Below are 13,689 nucleotides of genomic sequence, written 5' to 3'. Positions count from 1 at the left end.
TTCTGTCATTGTGCGTAAAGATCCAGCCAGCTACGATGAGGCATGCTCTCGAAGGTTGCCGTGGTCCTCAGCGACCGGCTCGCGATGTTCGAATTCGGTGTCGTCTGTGAGGTTTTCGGCCTGGACCGCACCGCGGACGGCCTGCCCGGCTTCGACTTCCGGGTCTGCGGCGCCGACCCGGGCACACCACTGCGCTCCACCACTCCCGGCATCTCCGTCACCCCGGAGTTCGGTCTCGACCAACTCGCGAAGGCCGACCTGGTCGCCATCCCGGCCTCCCCGATCGACCAGTACGACGACCGGGTGCTCGAGGCGGTGCGCGGGGCCGCCGACGCGGGCGCGACCGTCCTCACCGTCTGCTCGGGCGCCTTCCTGGTCGGCGCGGCCGGTCTGCTCGACGGCCGCAAGTGCACCACCCACTGGCGTTATGTCGACAGGCTCGCCGCAATGTTCCCCGACGCGACCGTCGACCCCGACGTCCTGTTCGTCGACGAGGGCAACCTGATCACCAGCGCGGGCACCGCCGCGGGCATCGACGCCTGCCTGCACCTGGTCCGCCGCGAGATCGGCACCGCCGCCGCCAACGGCATCGCGCGCCGCATGGTCGTCCCGCCGCAGCGCGACGGCGGCCAGCGCCAGTTCATCGAGCAGCCGGTCCCCGAGTGCAGTTCGATCGGCCTGTCCACCACCCTGGCGTGGCTCACCGAGAACCTCGCCCTGCCGCACACCGTCGACGAACTCGCGGCCCGCTCCAGCATGTCCACCCGCACCTTCGCCCGCCGCTTCGCCGCCGAGACCGGCACCACCCCGGTCAAATGGCTCACCACCCAGCGCGTCCTGTTCGCCAAGCACCTGCTCGAAACCACCGACATGGCCCTGGAGCGGATCGCCGACGAGTCCGGCTTCGGCTCCGGCGCCCTTTTGCGCCACCACTTCCAACGACAGGTCGGCCTCGCTCCCACCGAATACCGCCGCCGCTTCGGCGCGACCGGGTGAGCCGTCGTTCACTGCGTCGCGGGATTCCGCTGTGCGAAGCGACCGGTGCCGAGGTCCGCGTCGGCGAGTTGGAGCGGTGCGGCGCGGCACTGCCGCGATGCTGTGAAGCCGCACAATCGGCTTGACTCGATCGGCGCAAACTGGTCGGCTAGCAGGGTGTTTGATGCTGGGTGGGGTAGTTTTCGTCGGCTGAGCAGAGCTCTCACCATCGTCGCGGCGGCGGTGGTCGTGTCGTCGGCCGGCCCGTCCGTGGCCGTCGCCGTGCCGACCGCGGCAGCGGTGACGCGCACGCCCGCGGGCGGTTTCGAGGATCTGATCGTCCCGTCGAGCATGGGTCCGATCAAGGTCCAGGTGCAGTGGGCGGCGCGCGGCGGCAGTTCCGCGCTGTATCTGCTCGACGGTCTGCGCGCCCCCGCCGACCACAGCCAGTGGACCACCGACACCGACGCGTTGCGCCAATTCGCCGGGGACGACGTCACTTTGGTGTTCCCGGTCGGCGGCAACTCCAGCTTCTACACCGACTGGTACCGGCCGAGCAGCACCAACGGCCAACCGACCACCTACAAGTGGGAAACGTTCCTCACCCGCGAATTGCCCGACTTCCTGGCCGGGTACGGCGTCTCCCGCACGAACAACGGCATCGTCGGCGTCTCCATGGGTGGCAATGCCGCCATGACACTGGCCGCGCACCATCGCGACCAGTTCCGGTTCGCCGGATCGTTCTCCGGGTTCCTCAACCCGGCGGCCCCGATGTGGAACCAGGTGATGCGCGCGGCCATGCTGGATGAGGGTCGCTTCAACATCGATGACATGTGGGGCGCCGCGGGCGATCCCGCGTGGAATCGCAACGACGCCACCGTCCAGGCCGAACTGCTGCGCGGTCTGCCGCTGTACGTGACCAGCGGCAACGGTGTCCCCGGCCCCCTCGACCTCCCGAGCGGCGTCGGCAACACGATCAACGCGGCGGGGATCGAGGCATTCGCCGTGATCACCGCGAGCACCTTCCGCGACCGCACCGCCGCCCTCGGCATCCCCGCCCGCGTCGACTTCACCAACGGCACCCACACCTGGCCGTACTGGCAACAGTCCCTCGCTACCGCCCGCCCGATGATCCTGGAAGCTCTGTCCGCCTGATGTTCCCGCGACATCACTGGGCGGCTACGGTGCTCGGGTGTCCACTCGCATCCTCGTTCTCGGCGGTGCGCGGTCCGGCAAGTCGGCCTTCGCCGAGGGCCTGCTGACCGACGCGCCCGCGGTTCGCTATCTGGCTACCGCTGTTCTCGACGCCGCCGATCTCGACTTCGCCGACCGGATCGCCGTCCACCGCGATCGTCGTCCCGCGCACTGGACCACTGTCGAGAACACCGAGCCCGCAACGGTTCTCGCCGCCGAGACTCCGGCGACACTGCTCGATGACATCGGCACCTGGATCACTGCCCGCCTCGATGCCCGCGGGGCGTGGGATGCTCCGCGCGGCACCGTGGCCCCGGACTGCGACGAGCTCGTCGCGGCCGTCGCGGCGTATCGGCAGCGGCTGGTGATCGTCTCTCCCGAGGTCGGGATGGGTGTCATCCCCGCGACCCGCTCGGGGCGACTGTTCCGCGACGAGATCGGCACGCTCAACCAGCGTCTCGCGCAGGTGTGCGACGAGGCGTATCTCATCGTCGCCGGGCTGCCGGTTCGATTGAAATGAGCCGGGTCGGTCGGCGCCGCGCGCCGTGATCCGGGCAAGATGAGCGTCGAACACCCCGTACCACCTCCGAAAGGCTTGCCAGTGACGCACGGATTCGACCCGGTCGCGGCCCCGGACGCGCAGGTGCGCGTGGCGGCCGAGCAGCGCCAGACGCAGCTCACCAAACCGGCCGGATCGCTGGGACGGCTCGAGGAACTCGGCAACTGGGTCGCCGCCTGCCAGGGCGTGTGCCCGCCCCAGCAGTTCGAACGCGCCAGGGTGGTGCTGTTCGCGGGTGATCACGGCGTGGCGAAGCACGGCGTCTCGGCGTACCCGAGCGAGGTCACCGCGCAGATGGTGGCCAACTTCCTGGCGGGCGGCGCTGCCGTGAACGCGCTGGCCGCCGTGGCGGGCGCGACCGTGCGGGTCGTCGATATCGCCGTCGACGGCGACACCGAACCCTCGGTGTCCCAGCACAAGGTGCGCCGCTCGAGCGGTTCCATCGACCGCGAGGACGCCCTCACCGATGCCGAGGTCACCGCCGCGCTGGCCGCGGGTCGCGCGATCGCCGACGAGGAAATCGACGCGGGCGCCGACCTGCTCATCGCCGGTGACATGGGCATCGGCAACACCACCCCCGCCACCGTCCTCATCGCCGTCCTCACCGGCACCGAACCCGTCGCCGCGGTCGGCCGCGGCACCGGCGTCGACGACCAGGGCTGGATCCGCAAGGTCGCCGCCATCCGCGACGGCATGCGCCGCGCCCGCCCGGTCGCCACCGACCCTGTCGACCTGCTCCGCGTCGCCGCGGGCGCCGACTTCGCCGCCATGACCGGTTTCCTCGCCCAGGCGGCCGTCCGTCGCACGCCCGTGCTGCTCGACGGCGTCGTGGTCACCGCCGCGGCCTTGGTCGCCGAGGACATCGCCGCGGGTGCGAAAGCCTGGTGGCTGCCGGCGCACCGCTCCACCGAGCCGGCCCACGACCTGGCCTTGAAGCACCTGCGGCTGACCCCGCTGGTCGACCTCGAGATGCGCCTCGGGGAAGGCTCCGGCGCCCTGACCGTCCTGCCGATCCTGCGGGCCGCCGTCGCCACCCTCGCCGAGATGTCGACCTTCGCCGACGCGGGCGTGAGTACTTCGGCCGAGGAATCGGACACTGTCGACCTGGGCAAGTGAGCGACCCCAACGCGGCCGGACCGACCCGGCAGCGCAGCACCGCGGCCGACGGTTGTCACGCGGTGCGTGCCCCCACCGTCAACCGATGGACTTTCTCGTGAACGCCCTGCGGCTGGCCGTCTCCTGGCTGACTGTCATCCCGGTCACCGGCCCGGCAGTGGTCGACCGACGCACCGCCGGCCACGCGATCACGCTCGCCCCGTTGATCGGTCTCACGCTCGGGGCTGTCACGGCTGCTGTCCTCTGGCTGCTGGTCAGCGCGGGTCTGACCGCGCTTCTCGCCGGTCTGCTCGTCGTCGGCCTCCTGGCGCTGCTCACCCGGGGCATGCATCTCGACGGCTTGGCCGACACCGTCGACGGCCTCGGTAGCTACGGCCCACCCCAGCGTGCCCGCGAGATCATGAAGTCCGGCGGTGCGGGCCCGTTCGGCGTCGCCGCGCTCGTTTTCGCCATCGCCATCCAGTCGGTCGCGTTCGCCACCCTGGCCGATCAGCACCGCTGGCTCGCGCTCGTCCTCGCCGTCGCCGCGGGCCGAGTCGCCGTCGTGCCCGCCTGCCGCCTCGGCATCCCCGCCGCCCCCGACGCCGGTTTCGGCGCGTTGGTCGCGGGCACCCAGCCGCGCGCCGCCGTGCTGATCTGGCCCGCGCTCGCTGTCGGCGCCGCGGTGTGGGCGGTTCCAGACAACCTCTGGCTCGGCCCCGTTGTCATGGTCGCCGCCCTCGCGTCGGCCGTCGCGGTCACCCGGCACTGTGTCCGCCGTTTCGAAGGTTTGTCCGGCGATATTCTCGGCGCAGTAGTAGAGATCACGGTTTCGATTGCCGCAGTGGGCTTCTCACTGGCGTTATAGCGAAACGCTCGGTTACCGCAAACTCGTACTGGTCACAAGTCCAAGATATCGGCGATTGTGTGCTCCCACAGACCGTCCGGTCAACGGTACTCGGGTGCGTCGCCAGCACACCGGTGGCAATACAGTGGACCGCATGTCATCCGAGCGCCTCTATTTCCGCCAGCTGCTGTCCGGCCGGGATTACGCCGTCGGCGATCCGATCGCCACGCAGATGCGCAACTTCGCGTATCTGATCGGCGACCGCGAGACCGGCGAGACCCTCCTGGTCGACCCCGCCTACCAGGCGGCCGACCTGGTCGACGTCGCGGCGGCCGACGGGATGCGCGTGTCCGGCGTGCTCGCCACCCACCATCATCCCGACCATGTCGGTGGCACCATGCTCGGTTTCACCCTCGGCGGCGTGGCCGAACTGCTCGAGAAGACCAGCGTCCCGGTCCATGTCAACAAGCTCGAACTGGACTGGGTCGCCCAGACCACCGGCATCGCCCCCAGCGAACTGACCGGCCACGACCACGGCGACAAGGTGAAGGTCGGCGCCTTCGACATCGAGTTACTCCACACGCCCGGCCACACCCCGGGCAGCCAGTGCTTCCTGTTCGACGGCCGCCTCATCTCCGGCGACACCCTGTTCATCGACGGCTGCGGCCGCACCGACTTCCCCGGCGGCGACACCGACGAGATGTTCCGCAGCCTGCGCCAACTCGCCGCCCTCGACGGCAACCCGGTCGTCTACCCCGGGCACTGGTACTCCGAAGCCCCCAGCGCCGCACTGTCTTCGGTCCGCGACACCAACTACGTGCTACGCCCGAAATCCCTCGGCGAGTGGCAAGCCTTGATGCCGGGCTGACAGCGAAAGAGCGGGCCCCTGCACGAGGGACCCGCTCTCCATACTTCGTGGCGCTTACAGTGCCCGCATCCACCCGTGCGTATCAGCGAAGGTTCCACGCTGGATCCCGGTCAACGTGTCGCGCAGCGCCATCGTCACCTCACCGGGTTCCCCACCACCGATGGCGAATTCCCCGTCACCGGACTTCACCCAGCCGACCGGCGTGATCACCGCCGCCGTCCCGCAGGCGAAAACCTCACTGATCTCCCCGGATTCGGCGCCCTTGCGCCATTCCTCCACCGAGATCTTGCGCTCCTGCACCGGGTAGCCGGAGTCGGCGGCCAGGGTGAGCAGCGAGTCGCGGGTGATACCGGGCAGCAGCGAACCCGACAGCTCGGGGGTCACCAGCCGCGCTTCCGAGCCGGTGCCGAAGACGAAGAACAGGTTGTTGGTGCCCATCTCCTCGACGTAGCGACGCTCGCAGGCGTCCAGCCAGACCACCTGGTCACAGCCCTGGTCGGTGGCCTGCGCCTGCGCGAGCAGCGACGAGGCGTAGTTGCCCGCCACCTTCGCCTCGCCGGTGCCGCCGGGAGCCGCGCGCACGTACTCGGTCGACAGCCACACCCGCACCGGCTTCACACCGCGCGGGAAGTAGGCCCCGGCGGGCGAAGCGAGCAGCAGGTACTTGTAGGCCGACGCGGGCTTCACGCCCAGTCCGGCCTCGGTGGAGAACATGAACGGCCGCAGGTACAGCGAGTCCTCGCCACCGGCCGCGGGCACCCAGTCGGCGTCGACGTCGAGCAGCTGGCGCACGGATTCGACGAACAGTTCCTCGGGCAGTTCCGCCATTGCCATGCGCGCGGCCGAGCGACGGAACCGCGCGGCGTTGGCATCGATGCGGAACGTCGCGATCTCGCCGCCGGGCTGGCGGTAGGCCTTGAGTCCTTCGAAGATCGCCTGACCGTAGTGGAACACCATGGTCGCCGGGTCCATCGAGAGCGGGCCGTACGGTTCGACGCGCGCGTTGCCCCACCGGCCGTCGGCGTAGTCGATCGACACCATGTGATCGGTGAAGAATCGTCCGAAACCGGGGGCCGCCAGTACCTCGTCCCGCTGCTGCGCCGGGGTGGGCGCGGGGTGCGGGATACGGGTGAACTGTGCGGCGACTGTCATGGTGGGAATCCTATCCGGGACGATTCGGTGCTGTCTCGCCCCCACTACGGGGGAGTTACTTGGTCTTGGTGTCGACGAACGGCGGCTTGACGACCGCGGCGCGCAGCTTGCGCCCGCGCACGTCGACCTCCACCTCGTCGCCGGGTTCGAGCTTGGCGTCGGTGTCGAGCAGCGCCAGCGCGATACCGGCCTTCAGCGACGGTGAGAACGTCCCCGAGGTGGTCTCGCCGACCGGCTCGCCGTCGCGGAGCACGGTCTGGCCCTGGCGCAGCACACCGCGATCCAGTGCCTTCAGCCCCATCAGCGTACGGCGCGGGCCGTCGGCCTTCTCCTGCTCGAGTGCGGCCTTGCCCCAGAATTGCGGCTTCTTCCAGCCCACGGCCCAGCCGGTGCGGGCCTGGTTCGGGGTAATGTCGAGCGACAGTTCGTGTCCGTGCAGCGGGTAGCCCATCTCGGTGCGCAGGGTGTCGCGCGCGCCGAGGCCGGCCGCCTGGCCGCCCTCGGCCTCGACCTGCGCGTGCAGGGCACGGAACAGCGGCTCCGCGTCAGCCCACGTCGGCAGCAGCTCGTAGCCGTGCTCGCCGGTGTAGCCGGTCCGGCACACGCGCACCGGGCTGCCCTGCCACTCGGCGTCGGCGTAGGCCATGTACTCCATCTCGGTGGGCAGGCCGAGCGCGGTCAGCACCTCGGTGGCCTTGGGTCCCTGGACCGCGAACACCGCGTAGTCGCGATGCTGGTCGGTGACGGTGACCCCCTCGGGAGCGACCTTGCGCAACTCGGCGACCACCGCCGCGGTGTTGGCCGCGTTCGGCACCAGGAACACCTCGTCATCACTGACGTAGTAGGCGATCAGGTCGTCGATCACGCCGCCGTCCTCGGCACAGCACAGGGTGTACTGCGCCTTTCCCGGCCGGATCCGGCCCAGGTCGTTGGTCAGCGCCGAGTTCACGAAAGCCGCGGCTCCCGGCCCCGCGACCGTCGCCTTACCGAGGTGGCTCACATCGAAGAGCCCGACCGTGGTGCGTACCGCCGTGTGCTCGCCGACCGTGCCCGCGTACTGCACGGGCATCTCCCACCCGCCGAACGGCGCGAAGGTGGCGCCGAGTTCGACATGAACAGCGTGGATGGGGCCCTCGAGCAGCGCGGTGTCGGTCATGGGCAGAGTTTATCGGGCGCCGCGCCTACCGCTTCCTGCCCCCGGCACCGCGCTGATCGCCACCGCAGCCACTGCTTCTGGCCGGTCTCGGCGCGCACAGCGGCACCGCCTGCCCGCGCGAGCTGCTCGTGGGCCTCTTCGCCTCGCCCGAACAGACCGACCTCACCATCGAGGGAGGCATGGGGGCGCTGTCCGTGTCGAAAGATCGTGACGCCCAACGGCGGTAGTGTTCTGGGTGTGAGTGAGTTGCCCCGAGCACGCTTCGGCCATGTCGCCCGGATGGACGACACGATGAGCCGGGCGGTGTCCCGTATTCCCGAATCGTCGGTCGATCGCGGCATGCTGCGGTTGACCCGGTCTGCCAACACCGGCGGTCTGTGGCTGGCCGTGGCGGCGGCGCTCGCGGTGAAGCCCGGTCGCCCGCGGCGGGCGGCGCTGCGCGGCGTCATCGCGCTGGGTGGCAGCAGCTTCGTCGTCAACCTCGTGCTCAAGACACTGATCCCGCGGCGGCGGCCACCGGCCGAACTGATGCCGCTGGGTCGCAGGCTGGTCGCCGCGCCGGTGTCGTCGTCGTTCCCGTCCGGCCACAGTGCCAATGCCGCCGCTTTCGCCACCGCCGTCGCCCTGGAGAGTCCGCGGGCCGCGCTCGTGGTGGCGCCGGTGGCCGCCGCTGTCGCCTACTCGCGCATCCACACCGGTGCGCACTGGCCCTCCGACGTGCTGGTCGGGGCCGGCGTCGGTACCGCCGTCGCGCTCACCACCCGCCGCTGGTGGCCGATTCGCGAATCCGACGAGGCCGACGCGCACGTCGTGCACGACGCACCGATCCTCGCCGACGGCAAAGGTCTGCTGCTGCTGGTGAATCCCCGTTCCGGCGACTCGTCCTACGACCCCACCGCGGACATCGCCGAAGCCCTGCCCGCCGCGACCCTGGTGCGCACCGAACCCGGGCGCGACGCCGTCGAGCTGTTGCAGGAAGCGGTCGACGCGGCCGATGACCTCGCCTCGGTCCTTGCGGTCGGCGCCGCGGGCGGAGACGGCACCATCGCCGCGGCGGCGGCCGTCGCCATCCGCAACGCCCTGCCCCTGGTCGTGATCCCGGCGGGCACCCTGAATCATTTCGCCCGCGACCTCGGCGTCTACGACCTGCGCGAGGTGGCCGATGCCACCGGCACCGGCGAAGCCGTCGAAGTCGACATCGCCGCAGTCGAATTCGACACTTCCGACGGCCCGTACCACCACCACTGGATCAACACCGCGAGCATCGGCGCGTACCCCGAGCTGGTACGCCTGCGCGAGAAGTGGGAGGACCGCTGGGGCAAGTGGCCTGCTTTCGCCGCCGCCCTCGTCGTCACGCTGCGCCGCGCGGAACCGATCCACATCCGGCTCGACGACCGCTGGCACGACATGTGGTTCCTGTTCATCGGCAACGGTCCCTACCACCCGCACGGCGCCGTGCCCGCCTTCCGCTCCCGCCTCGACGAGGGCCTGCTCGACGTCCGCTGGCTCCGCGCCGACGTCCGGTTCTCCCGCACCCGCGCCGTCATCGCGCTGATGCTCGCTGCCATCGGGCACAGCCGCGTCTACGGGGAACGTCAGATGCACGAACTCACCGTCACCTCGAAAACCCCCGTCGCTGTCGCCGCCGACGGCGAAGTAGTGGGCATCGCAAGCACTTTCCGCTTCTCCGTCGCGGGCCGGGTCCCGGCCTACCGCCGCGACGAGGACAACCCCCGCTGGGAAAACCGCCCACGACCCCACCACCGCCGTCCCCTGGCCTGGCTCACCGACCGCCGCCGCTGACTTCCTCACAAACCCGTCTCGTCTCGATCACCATCGCCCACAACAGCCTTGCGCCCCAGGCCATGGGTACCGAGGATGGACAGATGAGCTCGCCGGACGGGGGACGTCCGATCACCGCAACCGAAGCCGCCCGCCGCTGGGACCCCTGGACCCCGAGCGTGGTCGCCGCCCGCCTCGCCACGTGCCCGGCCCACTGGGCCGTCGCGGGCGGCTGGGCCCTCGACCTTTTCGCAGGCGCGATCTCGCGCGCCCACGACGACATCGAAATCACCGTCCCCCGAACGGATTTCCCCGAGATCGCCGCCGCTTTTCCCGAATACGAATGGGACGTCGTGGGCAGCGGCGAGCTCTGGCCCTATGCCGTGGCCGCGTCCCACCCCGAACTCCATCAAACCTGGCTCCGCGACCCCTTCACCGGCGCCTTCCATCTCGACGTCTTCCGTGAACCGCACAACGGCGACACCTGGATCTGCCGCCGCGACCCCACGATCACTCTCCCCTACGCCGAACTCATCCGCACCACGACCAACGGCATCCCCTATCTCGTTCCCGAGGTGGTGCTGCTGTTCAAGGCAAAAGCCAACCGCCCCAAGGACGACGCCGACCTCCGCCGCGTCCGTCCCCTGCTCCCCGAATACCGGCTCGCCCGCCTGCATTCCTGGCTCACCCAGCTCCACCCGGACCACCCGTGGCTGACCGAGAGCTGCACGCCCGCCGTAGGCCCCACCACCACGGAATAACCCGAGGGGTCGCCGAATTCATTCGGCCATCCGGCACCACTCTCGCCGATAGTCGGCCCAATCCTGTGGTGTGGCAGCGAAATCCACATACAAGGCGACACCGAAATTCTCTCGGCCGATATCGGTGTCGGTCAGGCCGAGCCGAATCCCCCGTACCGCGGCGGCGACGGTCTCGGCAGCACCGTGATGGCCGGGGTCGTCGGCCCAGAAGGCGGGTGCTCCCATCAACAGATCGACTCCGTCCGGTGTCACCTCGGCGGCCAGTTCGGTTTGCTGCGCCACATACCCGCTGTAGAGCGCCCGAGTGGGCATCGCCGTGTCGTAGGACATCACCGCCACCTGATCGACGCGACGGGACACTTCGGCGAAATAGGCTTGGCTCCACCATTTTCCGTGATCGGCAACGGCCAATCCCACCGAATGCAGTCCCGGCAGCGGATCGATGACCGGTGCCGAGACCGAGAGCTGGACGCGCGCCTGCGAAGTCACGACCCGGGTCGCGTCGAGCAGTGCGAGAAATCCGGGCGATCCGGACCGCACGGGTTCGAGGTCGAAATGCACGCCGTCGAAGCCGTAGGCCAGCACTCGCCGTGCCGACGCCACCACCCGCTCGCGCGAGGCCGCCGATTCCACATCCAGGCCGTCGAATTCGGGCTGCACGATGTCGCCCAGCCACGACTGCACCCGAATCCCCGGTAATCGCGCGTGCACCGCGTCGACGAACCATTGCGCCCGCGGCGCGAGATCGTCGCGCAGACTCCCGTCGTGTTCCATCGGTCCCGTATGGACATACAGATCCCGAACTCCGGTACCTGCCAGCAACTTCCCGAGTCCGTCGATATCGGCGTCGGTCTTGCGCCCGTCCACCCAGGCATGCCCGAGCCAGACCGCGTCTCTGCCTCGCGTGCGCGCCTGCTCCGACTGTTCGCCGATGTTGTACGTCAGCAGGGCCGCTACCACCCCCGCCACCGGCAGCGACACCACAAGAACCAGCGCGAGCGCGATCACCACGCCCCGCGCCCACCACGACAGCGCCCGCCACTTCCCCCGCATCACTCCCCCTTGTTCGAGTCCCCCGATACTACCGACAGGTACCGACAAGCAAATTTCCGACAAATCCCCCACCCGTGAAACACTGTGCGCCGCTGAAAAATTGAATGGAGCACAATGAAATACGCCGTAACCCTCGGTTCCGCCGTCATCGCGGCCTTCGCGTTCGCGATCGCCACACCGACCGTGGCAGCAGCGCAGCCCTCGAACTGCCACGACTCCTACACCCCGTGCCTGCCCATCGTCAGCGATGTGGACTGCGAAGGCGGCAGCGGGAACGGCCCGGTGTACACCGGCCGCGTCAAGGTGATCGGCCCCGACGACTACGGTCTCGACCGTGACGGAGACGGCATCGGCTGCGAGTGAACAGCACGAGGGGCGTGCGATGAACGACATCGCACGCCCCTCGGGTTCAACGCCTCAGCGGTTGCCTTCGGGTCCCCAGCCCTGGTCGCCGGGCTTACCCAGATCAGGACCATCCGGGTATCCGGGACCGCCGTAACCCGGTCCACCCGTGCCCGGTCCACCCGTACCCGGGCCACCGGCACCGGGGCCGCCGTAACCGGGACCACCCGCAGGTCCGCCGTAGCCCGGTCCACCTTCGGGGCCGTAACCCGGACCACCGTAACCCTGTCCGCCTTCCGGACCGCCGTAACCCGGACCGCCGTACCCCTGCCCGCCTTCCGGACCGCCGTACCCGGGCTGCCCGCCGAATCCCGCTGCGGGCCCGCCGTATTGCTGCGGGTATCCCGGCTCCGGGGTCGGCGCCGCACCGGCGACCGGACCACCGGTGACAACCCGGTAGGCGTAGGTCGAGGCGATGATCGTCAACGGGATCGTGACGAGCAGGCCGAGGCCGCACAGCAGCGCACCGACGATGTTGATACCGAACAGCGCCAGCGCCAGCAGCAGCAGCGTTCCCGCGTTGCTCGAGATCGCCGAGAAACTCGACTTGATCGCGGTGACACCGTCCTGGTCACGGTCGATCACGAATTGCATCGTCCACCAGGTGAAGAACGCGACGACCAGGCCCGGCAGCACGCACAGCAGCAGGCCGATGCCGGTCGCCAGACCGACCAGCAGGCCGGCGATGATCACCGCACCCACATTGGTGAACTGGAAGAACGACCCGAATCCGGGCTTGTTGCCATCGGTTTCGTGCAGCGAGCCACGCACGAATGCCGCCGAGATCAGATATCCGATCACCGTACTCACGATGGTGCCGAGAATCTGCCACAGCCCGAATCCGAAACTGACACCGCCGTCGTAATCGGTGTCGCCGGAGTTCCCGAGCCCGAACAGGAAGCTGATCACCGCCTGGATCAGGAAGGCGACGACCACCATCCCGATCCAGACGAGCGCGTTGTCTTTGAATTTCGTCCACCCGTACCCGATGGCGTTACCGACACTGAGCGTCGGTCCCGCCGGGGGATAACCGGGTTGCTGCTGTCCATATGTCATCCGAATCGCTTCCCCTCATCCTTCGAGACGGCCGCTGCCGCTCATATGAGTACTCCGATCCGACGTCACGGTCACGCCGACACAGCCGATCATGACATATGGAAAACGCTACTTGCCGGTGTTCTCGCGCTTCGGGAGTTTCCAGCCGGGACGAGGAAAATGGCAGGTGTAGCCGTCGGGGTAGCGAATCAGGTAGTCCTGGTGCTCGGGCTCGGCGTCCCAGAACGCGCTCGCCGGGGTCACCTCGGTGACGACCTTGCCCGGCCACAGGCCCGAGGCGTCGACATCGGCGATGGTGTCGAGAGCGACGCGGCGCTGATCGTCGTCGAGATAGAAGATCGCGGAACGGTAACTGTCGCCGAGATCGTTGCCCTGGCGATCCTTGGTGGTCGGATCGTGGATCTGGAACAGGAACTCGAGCAACGCGCGGTAGTCGGTCTGTGCCGGGTCGTAGTCGATCTCGACGGCCTCGGCGTGACCCGGGTGATTGCGGTAGGTCGGATTGTCGTTGGTCCCGCCGGTGTAGCCGACCCTGGTGGCCAGCACGCCGGGCTGGCGACGGATCAGGTCCTGCATGCCCCAGAAACATCCACCGGCCAGAATCGCCTTACGAGTGTCGCTCACACATCCTCCTTCATGAGGGTCTACGGTCGCACGAAATCGGCCACAACCGCCTCTATGGAACACCGGTTTCAACGCCGGAATTCCCGTCAGTATTGTTGCCGCCCGAGCGTTACCTCAGCAATGTCCACGTGCACTTTCAGGTTCGGCCAGGAAGCAGGAGGAAGA

General features: G+C 69.0%; 14 protein-coding genes. 9 read left to right on the top strand and 5 right to left on the bottom strand.

The features are described from left to right. Positions 1-42: 42 nt before the first annotated feature. The 6 genes from ACFWFP_RS30635 (at position 43) to ACFWFP_RS30610 (ending at position 5,538) form a co-directional block, all read left to right on the top strand. Positions 43-996: a helix-turn-helix domain-containing protein gene (locus tag ACFWFP_RS30635; protein WP_379300835.1), complete on the top strand. Its 954-nt coding sequence runs from the start codon at positions 43-45 to the stop codon at positions 994-996. Positions 997-1,152: 156 nt separating this feature from the next. Then, the gene (locus ACFWFP_RS30630; protein ID WP_379300833.1) at positions 1,153-2,130 is read left to right on the top strand and encodes an alpha/beta hydrolase; all 978 of its coding nucleotides are present in this window, start codon (positions 1,153-1,155) and stop codon (positions 2,128-2,130) included. Between the two features lie 37 nt (positions 2,131-2,167). Beyond that, entirely contained in the window at positions 2,168-2,689 is a 522-nt protein-coding gene (locus ACFWFP_RS30625; protein WP_379300831.1) for a bifunctional adenosylcobinamide kinase/adenosylcobinamide-phosphate guanylyltransferase, read from the top strand. Between the two features lie 39 nt (positions 2,690-2,728). Then, positions 2,729-3,844 carry a nicotinate-nucleotide--dimethylbenzimidazole phosphoribosyltransferase gene (cobT, locus tag ACFWFP_RS30620; protein WP_379300829.1) on the top strand — a complete coding sequence of 372 codons (1,116 nt, stop codon included), beginning with the start codon at positions 2,729-2,731 and terminating at the stop codon, positions 3,842-3,844. Between the two features lie 85 nt (positions 3,845-3,929). Next, positions 3,930-4,691, top strand: coding sequence for an adenosylcobinamide-GDP ribazoletransferase (locus tag ACFWFP_RS30615; RefSeq protein WP_379300827.1), 762 nt, complete (start codon positions 3,930-3,932; stop codon positions 4,689-4,691). Positions 4,692-4,824: 133 nt separating this feature from the next. Beyond that, the gene (locus ACFWFP_RS30610) at positions 4,825-5,538 is read left to right on the top strand and encodes an MBL fold metallo-hydrolase (RefSeq protein ID WP_379300825.1); all 714 of its coding nucleotides are present in this window, start codon (positions 4,825-4,827) and stop codon (positions 5,536-5,538) included. A gap of 54 nt (positions 5,539-5,592) precedes the next feature. Here ACFWFP_RS30610 and ACFWFP_RS30605 read toward each other — a convergent pair whose 3' ends face one another. Together ACFWFP_RS30605 and gcvT are read right to left on the bottom strand one after the other, a co-directional pair. Then, the gene (locus ACFWFP_RS30605; RefSeq protein WP_379300823.1) at positions 5,593-6,690 is read right to left on the bottom strand and encodes a branched-chain amino acid aminotransferase; all 1,098 of its coding nucleotides are present in this window, start codon (positions 6,688-6,690) and stop codon (positions 5,593-5,595) included. Positions 6,691-6,745: 55 nt separating this feature from the next. After that, positions 6,746-7,846, bottom strand: coding sequence for a glycine cleavage system aminomethyltransferase GcvT (gene gcvT / locus ACFWFP_RS30600; RefSeq protein WP_379300821.1), 1,101 nt, complete (start codon positions 7,844-7,846; stop codon positions 6,746-6,748). Between the two features lie 237 nt (positions 7,847-8,083). Between gcvT and ACFWFP_RS30595 the strand changes: the two genes are divergently transcribed. Both ACFWFP_RS30595 and ACFWFP_RS30590 read left to right on the top strand, forming a co-directional pair. Further along, the gene (locus ACFWFP_RS30595; RefSeq protein WP_379300819.1) at positions 8,084-9,649 is read left to right on the top strand and encodes a phosphatase PAP2 family protein; all 1,566 of its coding nucleotides are present in this window, start codon (positions 8,084-8,086) and stop codon (positions 9,647-9,649) included. An 83-nt stretch (positions 9,650-9,732) separates the two neighbouring features. Then, complete coding sequence (locus ACFWFP_RS30590; protein WP_379300817.1) at positions 9,733-10,389, top strand: nucleotidyltransferase domain-containing protein; 657 nt, start codon at positions 9,733-9,735, stop codon at positions 10,387-10,389. Positions 10,390-10,407: 18 nt separating this feature from the next. On the opposite strand, the gene ACFWFP_RS30585 is transcribed toward ACFWFP_RS30590, so the two are convergent. Further along, entirely contained in the window at positions 10,408-11,442 is a 1,035-nt protein-coding gene (locus ACFWFP_RS30585; protein ID WP_379300815.1) for a hypothetical protein, read from the bottom strand. 114 nt (positions 11,443-11,556) lie between these two features. Between ACFWFP_RS30585 and ACFWFP_RS30580 the strand changes: the two genes are divergently transcribed. After that, positions 11,557-11,805, top strand: coding sequence for a hypothetical protein (locus ACFWFP_RS30580; protein ID WP_379226478.1), 249 nt, complete (start codon positions 11,557-11,559; stop codon positions 11,803-11,805). Between the two features lie 54 nt (positions 11,806-11,859). Here ACFWFP_RS30580 and ACFWFP_RS30575 read toward each other — a convergent pair whose 3' ends face one another. Together ACFWFP_RS30575 and msrA are read right to left on the bottom strand one after the other, a co-directional pair. Beyond that, positions 11,860-12,900: a hypothetical protein gene (locus ACFWFP_RS30575; RefSeq protein WP_379300813.1), complete on the bottom strand. Its 1,041-nt coding sequence runs from the start codon at positions 12,898-12,900 to the stop codon at positions 11,860-11,862. A gap of 108 nt (positions 12,901-13,008) precedes the next feature. After that, complete coding sequence (msrA, locus tag ACFWFP_RS30570; protein WP_379300811.1) at positions 13,009-13,524, bottom strand: peptide-methionine (S)-S-oxide reductase MsrA; 516 nt, start codon at positions 13,522-13,524, stop codon at positions 13,009-13,011. Between the last annotated feature and the right edge of the window lie 165 nt (positions 13,525-13,689).

The sequence above is a fragment of the Nocardia sp. NPDC060249 genome, assembly GCF_042728755.1.
Lineage (GTDB): Bacteria > Actinomycetota > Actinomycetes > Mycobacteriales > Mycobacteriaceae > Nocardia.
Note: the sequence above shows the minus strand (reverse complement) of the source record. Positions and strands in the feature narration are given on the sequence as shown.